5 protein-coding genes are annotated in these 8,021 nt (G+C 69.8%); 1 reads left to right on the top strand and 4 read right to left on the bottom strand.

What is annotated here, in order from left to right; translation table 11 throughout:
- Nucleotides 1-1,176 (top strand): ABC transporter ATP-binding protein (locus tag AC5E6L_RS01910; RefSeq protein WP_491770894.1); only part of this gene is annotated, 1,176 nt, incomplete at its 5' end.
- A gap of 238 nt (nt 1,177-1,414) precedes the next feature.
- Here the strand turns inward: AC5E6L_RS01910 and AC5E6L_RS01905 are convergent.
- The 4 genes from AC5E6L_RS01905 to AC5E6L_RS01890 form a co-directional block, all read right to left on the bottom strand.
- Entirely contained in the window at nt 1,415-2,416 is a 1,002-nt protein-coding gene (locus AC5E6L_RS01905) for a YeiH family protein (protein ID WP_491230732.1), read from the bottom strand.
- A gap of 82 nt (nt 2,417-2,498) precedes the next feature.
- Entirely contained in the window at nt 2,499-3,494 is a 996-nt protein-coding gene (locus AC5E6L_RS01900; RefSeq protein ID WP_491770891.1) for a universal stress protein, read from the bottom strand.
- Nucleotides 3,494-5,209 (bottom strand): cation:proton antiporter, encoded by a 1,716-nt coding sequence (locus AC5E6L_RS01895; RefSeq protein ID WP_491230609.1) that lies wholly within the window; start codon nt 5,207-5,209, stop codon nt 3,494-3,496. Before AC5E6L_RS01895 ends, AC5E6L_RS01900 begins: the two co-directional genes overlap by 1 nt.
- 30 nt (nt 5,210-5,239) lie before the next feature.
- A complete protein-coding gene (locus tag AC5E6L_RS01890) occupies nt 5,240-7,984 on the bottom strand; it encodes a cation-transporting P-type ATPase (RefSeq protein WP_491770885.1) in 2,745 nt (914 codons plus the stop codon).
- Nucleotides 7,985-8,021: the final 37 nt, after the last annotated feature.

Here is an 8,021-nt window from a genome sequence, read left to right as displayed (position 1 = left end):
TGCGAGGCCCGCGCCCTGCTGGCGGCCGTGGGGTTGCCGGCGCCCGGAAAGCGCCGCCGCTATCCGTTCGAGCTTTCCGGCGGCATGAAGCAGCGCGCCCTTGCGGCCATCGGGATCGCCGGCCGGCCCGCGCTGCTGATCGCCGACGAGCCGACCAAGGGCCTGGACGCGCCGTTGCGCGCCCAGATCGTCGCAACGCTGCGCGCCGCCCGCGCCATGGCCGGCGCGGCGATGATCGTCATCACGCACGATCTCGACGTTGCCTTCAGCTTGTGCGACCGTCTGCTGGTGATGCGCCATGGGCGGATCGTGGAGGAAGGTCCGCCGCGCCGATTGGCGATCGCGCCCCGCCACGCCTACACCCGGCAACTCATCGCCGCGCAGCCCTCGGCCATGCCGATCATGCCGGAGACGGTCGACCGGCCGCCCCTTTTGACAGCCACGGGCCTGACCAAGCGCTTCGGCCGCCGGCGCTTGCGCGGAGCCCCGGTCGCGGCCGTCGACGATGCCTCGCTGTCGATCGCGCCCGGCGAGACGCTGGGCCTGACCGGACCCAGCGGATGCGGAAAGTCGACCCTGGCCCGCCTTCTGGCGGGGCTGATTAGCGCCGATCGCGGGTCGGTCGACCTGGCCGGCCCGTCAAATGGCCGCGATGTGCAGATGCTGTTCCAGCACCCCGAGGCCGCTTTCGATCCGCGCTGGCGCCTGGGCGCCTCCCTGCTTGAGCCGTGGCGCATGCACCGGCTGGGCGGTGAAGCCGCCGGGCGGAAGACCGTGACCGCGCTGCTCGGCGGGCTGGGTCTCGACGAGCGTTTGCTGAAGCGCTTTCCCCATCAGGTCAGCGGCGGCCAGTTGCAGCGTTTGGCGCTGGCGCGCGCGCTCAGCCTGTCGCCGCGCGTGATCGTGCTGGACGAGCCGACATCGATGCTCGATGTGCTCGTGCAGGCGCAGGTGATGAACGCATTGCGCGCCACCCAGACCGAAACCGGGCTCGCCTATCTGTTCATCACGCACGACCTCGATCTCGCCGCGGCCTACAGCCACCGCCTGGCGATCATGCGCGATGGACGGATCGCGGAGAGCGGGCTCGCATCGGACGTGCGGCTGAACCCCTCGTCGGACACCGGCCGGCGGCTTCGCACGGCATTCCGGGCCGGGCGCGCCGATGCGGCCTGATCCTGCAAGGCGACCGCATCGCCCCTCGGCCATGACGGGCGGCGCGGCCAGGCTTGCCCGATCGTAGTGGCGCGCGCATCAAGCCGCCTCCAAGCGGACCGGCTGCGCGCCTTCCCGCACACGCGCGCCGGGCGATGGCCGCCCACGCCCAGTCTCTGTTCGATTGCGCCGTCGACCAGATCGGTTAGGGCGTTTCATCAATGGCAGCCGGACGGCCCTCTTGCGGCCCTTGGTGCCGTCACGGGATGAACAGCTTGACGGCGATGACGGCCATTGCGAGCAGCAGTGTGGTTTCGGCGACGACCAGCACGATATAGCCGCCGCCCAGATCGGCCATCTGCTTGAGCGCGGTCTTGATGCCGAGCGCGGCGATGGCCGTGATCAGCAGTATGCGCGATCCGGTCTCGGCGATGGCGGCCGCCGGCGCCGGGATCAGCCCGAAGCTGTTCAGCGCGGCGAGCGCGACAAAGGCGACCAGGAACCATGGCAGGCCGAGCGCGCCGCCGCCCTCGCGCGTGCGGGCAAAGGCGACCATGACCGCGATCAGCACGACGGGCAGGAGCGCCACGCGCATCAGCTTGACCATGACCGCGTTGTCCCCTGCTTCCTGGCTGACCGAATAGCCGGCGCCGACCACCTGCGCCACATCGTGGATGGTCGCCCCGATCAGCATGCCGATCTGTGCGTCGGTCGCCTGAAGTGCCGAGAACAGGAGAGGATAGGCGACCATGGCGATGGTCGACAGCGTCGTCACCGCGACGACGGTGAAGAGCGTGTCGCGTTCCAGGCGGGCGTCGCGCGGCAGGACCGCCGCCAGGGCGAGCGCGGCCGACGCGCCGCATATGGCCACCGATCCCGCCGTCAGCACCCCAAGGCGCGCGCCCTGTCCCATCGCGCGCGCAAGGACGATGCCGGCGCCGATCGTCAGCGCCACGAGCGTGACCACGGCGATGACGGGGACCGGTCCGAGCGCCTGGAAATCGGCCCAGCTCAACCGCACGCCGAGAAGCGCAACGCCCAGCTTCAGGCAGAAGCCCGCGGCGAAATCGACCCCCGGCCGGATCGCCGGCTCGGCGGCGAGGAAGTTGAACGCCATGCCGATCAGCAGCGCAAAGAGCATGGCCGGCGCGCCGTAATGGGCGCCCAGAAAGGCGGCCGCCGCGGCCACGGTCAGGGCCAGCGCGAGCCCGCGAAACAGCACCGTTGCCCGGGCCGTGCCTTGTCTGATCCGTGTGTTCACCGTGCCGCCCGTCGCTTGCCGTGCCAGCGGCGCCTATCACATGGCGGCCGGTCCGCAAAGCGTTCTGGGAACGATCGGACGGTCACGGTGCGGCCGCCGCCAGCGGGCTGACATAGCCGGGCGGCTTGACCGTCAGCACCGAGCAGTCGACCGCGTTGAGCACGTCCTCGGCCGTGTTGCCGATGATCAGGCCCGGCACGCCGGCGCGGGCGAGCGTGCCGATCACCAGCAGGTCGATTCCCATCGCCTCGACATGCGCGGGGATCACCGCGCGCGGGTGGCCGCGCGCCAGGTGCGGCACGATCCTGACGCCGGCGAGTTCGGCCAGTTCGGCCCGGACGGCGGCGATCAGGGCATCGAGCGCGCGGCGCCGCCTGTCCTCGATGGCCGCGGTGTAGCGCCGGGCGTCCCCGGCATCGTTCGACCAGCGGCGCACGAGATCCTCGGCCGGCGCTTCCCAGACATGGGTGACGTGCAGGACGGCGCCGCAGACGGCGGCCACGCGCATGGCCGTTTCGACGATTTCGCGGTTGAGAGCGTCCTGCGGGGCGCGCGCCTCGCCGTCCTCGTCGTCCAGGTCGACCGCCGCCAGGATCGCCGCGGGCGGATGCGACGAACCGGGCATGGCCAGCCAGACCGGGCAGGGGCATTTGCGGATCAGGTGCTGGTCCGTCGACGTGAACAGATAGCGCCGCGCCCCGTCGAAGGGTTCGGCCATCTTGACCACCAGATCGCGGTCGCCGTCGATCGCATCGGCGATGATCTCGCGGAACGGGCGGCCGAGGCGCACGCCAAGCTCGACGGGCGTGTCGATGTCCGCGCGTTCGACAAGCCGGGCCAGTTCGGCCCGCAGATCCGCGCGCAGGCCCGCCTCGATCTCGTCGCCGTCGATCCGGGTGAAGCGGGCGAGGCGGTCGAGGTCTGCGGGCCGGTCGCCCACGGCGAGCGCGGTGAGCCTCGCGCCATTGGCGCGCGCAAGGTGGGCGGCGCGCCCGATGCCGTCTATGCCGCTGCCGTCGAGCGCGCAGATGACGGCGATGTCGGCGAAGGGCTCGACGGGGGTGCCGTGCTTGACCATCAGATCGTTTCTTGGCGCGGGTCGGGCGCAGGGGTGCCCGTCTCCGATGGCGGCAGGTTGCCCAGCACGAGGCTCGCCGCCTGCGCGGCCGCGTCGCGATAGGGCATCAGCACGAGGTCGGCGCCCGCGCCGCCGACCCGTTCGGCGCTGGCCGCGCTGTGCACGGCAACGGCGATGCGGCCCTCGAACGCGGTATCGGCGAGCGCGCGGATCAGCGACCGGCGCGGATCGTCATGGGTCACGCCCGTATCGTGTTCGGGCACGGCGGAAATCGCCCAGCGGATGCCGGCCACGGGCAGGTGCGCGATGAATTCGGGGTCGGTCGCATCGCCGAACATGACGTCGAAGCCCTTGCCGCGCGCCTGGCGCACGGCGGCGGGGTTGAAGTCCACCCCCAGGACCTTCAGCCCCGCATCGCCCAGTTTCTCGGCGATCGCCAGCCCGTAGCGGCCCAGGCCGAAGACGACGATATCGTGGCCGCCGGCGCGCGGCCGCCAATTGTCCTCCTCGCTGCCCGCGCCGCGCCGCTCGAACGGACCGAGCGCCGGTTCGACCCGGTCATAGAGCTGGTGCGACCAGGTGATCATGTAGGTGGAGGCAGCGATGGTGATCAGGCCGACCAGCGTGACCAGCCCCATCGCGTCGCCGGCGACATGGCCGATCGACACCCCCATCGCCATGAAGATCAGCGAGAATTCCGAGATCTGCGCCACGGTGAGGCCGGCCAGGAACCCGGTGCGCTTGCGATAGCCCATCGCGCCCATGATGGCCAGCACGATCAGCGGATTGCCGATCAGCACGAACAGCGAGAAGATGATCGCCGCGCCGATATTGTCGCCCAGAACGCCCAGATCGAGCGAGGCGCCCAGCGCGATGAAGAAGAACAGAAGCAGGAAGTCGCGCAGCGAGGCGAGCCGCGCCGACACGGCCTCGCGGAACGGGGTCGAGGCCAGCGAAACGCCCGCCAGCAGGCCGCCCAGTTCCTTGCCGAAGCCGAAGAAATGGCCGAGCGCGGCCAGCAGCGCCGCCCAGCCGATGGCGAACGAGATCATCAGTTCGGGCGAGCGCGACAGCCGCTCCATGAGCGGGTTCGCCAGATAGCGGATGAAAAGGCCGATGGCGACGAGCATCAGCGCGCCGTAACCGAACACCGAGACGATGTCGATGAGCGCCGAATCGCTCTGCGCGCCGACGCCGATCGCCGAAAGCACGATCATCGCCAGGACGACGACGATGTCCTGCACGATCAGAAAGCCCAGCGCGATGCGTCCGTGCAGCGAATCGATCTCGCGCTTGTCGGACAGGAGCTTGACGATGATGATGGTCGACGAGAAGGTCAGCGCGATGGCCACATAGATGGCGGTGACCGGATCGAGCCCCAGCGCCAGCCCGATCAGGAAGCCGAAAACGGTGGTGAAGACGACCTGTCCCAGGCCGGTCATGAGCGCGACCGGGCCGAGCGTGCGCACCAGGTTGAGGTCGAGCTTGAGCCCGACCAGGAACAGGAGCACGGCGATGCCCAGTTCGGCGAGAAGGTCGATATATTCGTCCGAGCGGGCGATGTTGAGCACGGACGGGCCGGCCAGGATGCCCACCGCGATGAACGAGACGATCAGCGGCTGGCGCAGCAAAAGCCCGACGAAGCCGACGCCCGCGGCCAGCACCAGAAGGGCGGCGATCTCATAGAAGATGTAGTCGGTGATCGTCTCGGTCATCACGCATCATCCATGTGCCCTTGATCCATGTTATCTTGATCCATGTTCTCCTGATCCACCCGCCCTGGCGCGCTCGCCATGCGGCGTGCCGTCGCGCCGTTCGCGCCAGGCCCTGACGGCGCGTTTTTCCAGTTCGAGAATCACGAGGACCGCGATCCCCACCGCGACGATCTGCGCCCCTTGCGGCAACGTCAAGGGACGGCTGTCGAAGAAGGCTTTCATGAAGGGGGCGTAGGTGAACAGGAATTGCAGCGCGGTGACGGCCGCGACGGCGACCAGCACGGGACGCGTGCCCACCAGCCCGCGCAGGGTCAGTGAAGTCTCGCCCAGATAGCGCACCGAGAACAGATAGAAGATCTCCATCGCCACCAGCGTGTTGACGGCGATGGTGCGGGCCTCCTCCACCGACGATCCCTGCGCCTGGGCGAGCGCGAACTTGCCGAAGATGCCGGCCATGAACAGGACCGAGACGAAGCCGACGCGCCACAGCACGAACGGCGACAGGATCGGCTCCGATGCCGGGCGCGGCGCGCGCGCCATCACGCCCCGTTCGGCCGGCTCGAAGGCCAGCGTCATGGCCAGCAGCACCGAGGAGACCATGTTGACCCACAGGATTTGCAGCGGCGTGATCGGAAGCGTCAGGCCGAGCAGGATCGCTGCGACCAGCGACAGCGATTCGCCGCCATTGACCGGCAGCAGGAACACGATCGCCTTCTTGAGATTGTCGTAGACGGTGCGGCCGGCCTTCACGGCGGCGGCGATGGTGGCGAAATTGTCGTCGGCGAGCACGATCTCGGCGGCCTCCTTGGCCGCTTCCGTGCCCTTGCCGCCCATGGCGATGCCGATATCGGCGCGCTTGAGCGCCGGCGCGTCGTTGACGCCGTCGCCGGTCATGGCGACCACCGCGCCGCCCGCCTGCATCGCCTCGACGAGCCGCAGCTTGTGCTCGGGGCTGGTGCGCGCGAAGATATCGATCTCGGCGGCACGCCGGCGCAGCGTGTCGGCGTCGAGCGCGTCGATCTGGGCGCCCTCCATGACGGCGCACGTGTTGGCAAGGCCCAGTTGCCGGCCGATCGCGGCGGCGGTGCCGGCATGGTCGCCGGTGATCATCTTGACGCCGATGCCGGCGGCGCGGCACGCGCGCACCGCCTCGATCGCCTCTTCGCGCGGCGGGTCGATCAGGCCGACAAGGCCCAGAAGGGTCAGCTCGGCCTCGACATCGCCGAAAAGCAGTTCGCCATGGTCGGTGCGGGCCGGCTTGACGGCGATGGCCAAGACGCGCTGGCCCCGGCCGGCGACGGCGTCCGCCTGCGTGTGCCAATAGTCCGGATCGATCGGCGCGTCCGTGCCGTCCTTGATGCGCTGGGTGCGGCACATCTGGACGATGCGCTCTGGCGCGCCCTTGACGAAGATCTGCGCATTGCCCTCATGGTCGTGGCGCAGGCTCGCCATGAAGCGGTGCTGCGCATCGAACGGGATGGCGTCGGTCTGCGGCCTGCGGGCGCGCTCGGTGCCGGGGTCGAGGCCCGCCTTGCACGCCAGCGCGACCAGCGCGCCTTCCATCGGGTCGCCGATCACCTGCCAGTCCTCGCCGGCGCCGACAAGATCGGCCTCGTTGCACAAAAGGGCCGCGCGCGCCAGTTCGGCGAGCACCGGATGATCAGCGATACGCGCATCGGCACCGTCGAGCGCGAAGCCGCCATGGGGCGCATAGCCCGTGCCGGAAACCCGGTAGGCGTGGTTGGCGGTCACGACGCCGGCCACCGTCATTTCGTTCCTTGTCAGCGTTCCGGTCTTGTCCGAGCAGATGACCGAGACCGAGCCCAGCGCCTCGATGGCCGGCAGGCGGCGGACGATGGCGTTCCGGCGCGCCATGCCCTGCACGCCGATGGCGAGCGTCACCGTCAGGATCGCCGGAAGCCCCTCGGGTATGGCGGCGACCGAAAGGCCGACCAGCGCCATGAACAGTTCGGTGAAGCCGTAGCCGCCGAGCGTCAGCCCGAAGGCGAGGATCAGCGCGCTGAAGCCGATGATGAAGGCGGTGAGCCACTTGGCGAACGCCGCCATCTGCCCGATGAGCGGCGTTTGGGTCGACTGCACCTCGGCGATCAGGCCGGAAATGCGGCCGATCTCGGTGTCCTTGCCCGTGGCGACGGCGATGCCGCGGCCCTGCCCGGCGGCCGCCATGGTGCCCGAAAAGGCCATCGAGCGGCGGTCGCCCAGCGGGGCGTCGGCGGCAACCGGATCGACGGCCTTCTCGACAGGCACCGATTCGCCGGTCAGGGCGGCTTCCTCGATCTTCAGGCCGCGCGTTTCGAACAGGCGCAGATCGGCCGGGACCCGGTCGCCGGCCTCCACGATCACGATGTCGCCGGGCACGATGTCCTCGCCGGGAACGGTCCGCCGGCGACCCTCGCGCAGGACCGTCGCCTTCGGCGCGAGCATGTCGCGGATCGCGGCGAGCGCGCTTTCGGCCTTGCCCTCCTGAACGAAGCCGATGACGGCGTTGACCAGCACCACGGCCAGGATCACGGCCGTATCGACCAGGTGGCCGAGCATGGCCGTCGTCGCCGCGGCGGCCAGCAGCACATAGATCAGCACATTGCGGAACTGGCGCGCGAAACGGGCGAGCGGCCCGGCCCGCTTCGGCGCGGGCAGCCTGTTGGGCCCGTGCCGGGCGCGCCGGCGCGCCGCCTCGGACGCGTCGATCCCGACATCGGCGCGCGCCTCGTAGCGGTTCAGCGCCTCGCTGAACGGCCGATCATGCCAACTCATCATCTTTTTCCCTGGTTTGCGGCCCTGTCCGTTCAGT

Source organism: Roseitalea sp. (assembly GCF_984466335.1).
This window is presented reverse-complemented; position numbering and strand designations above follow the sequence as displayed.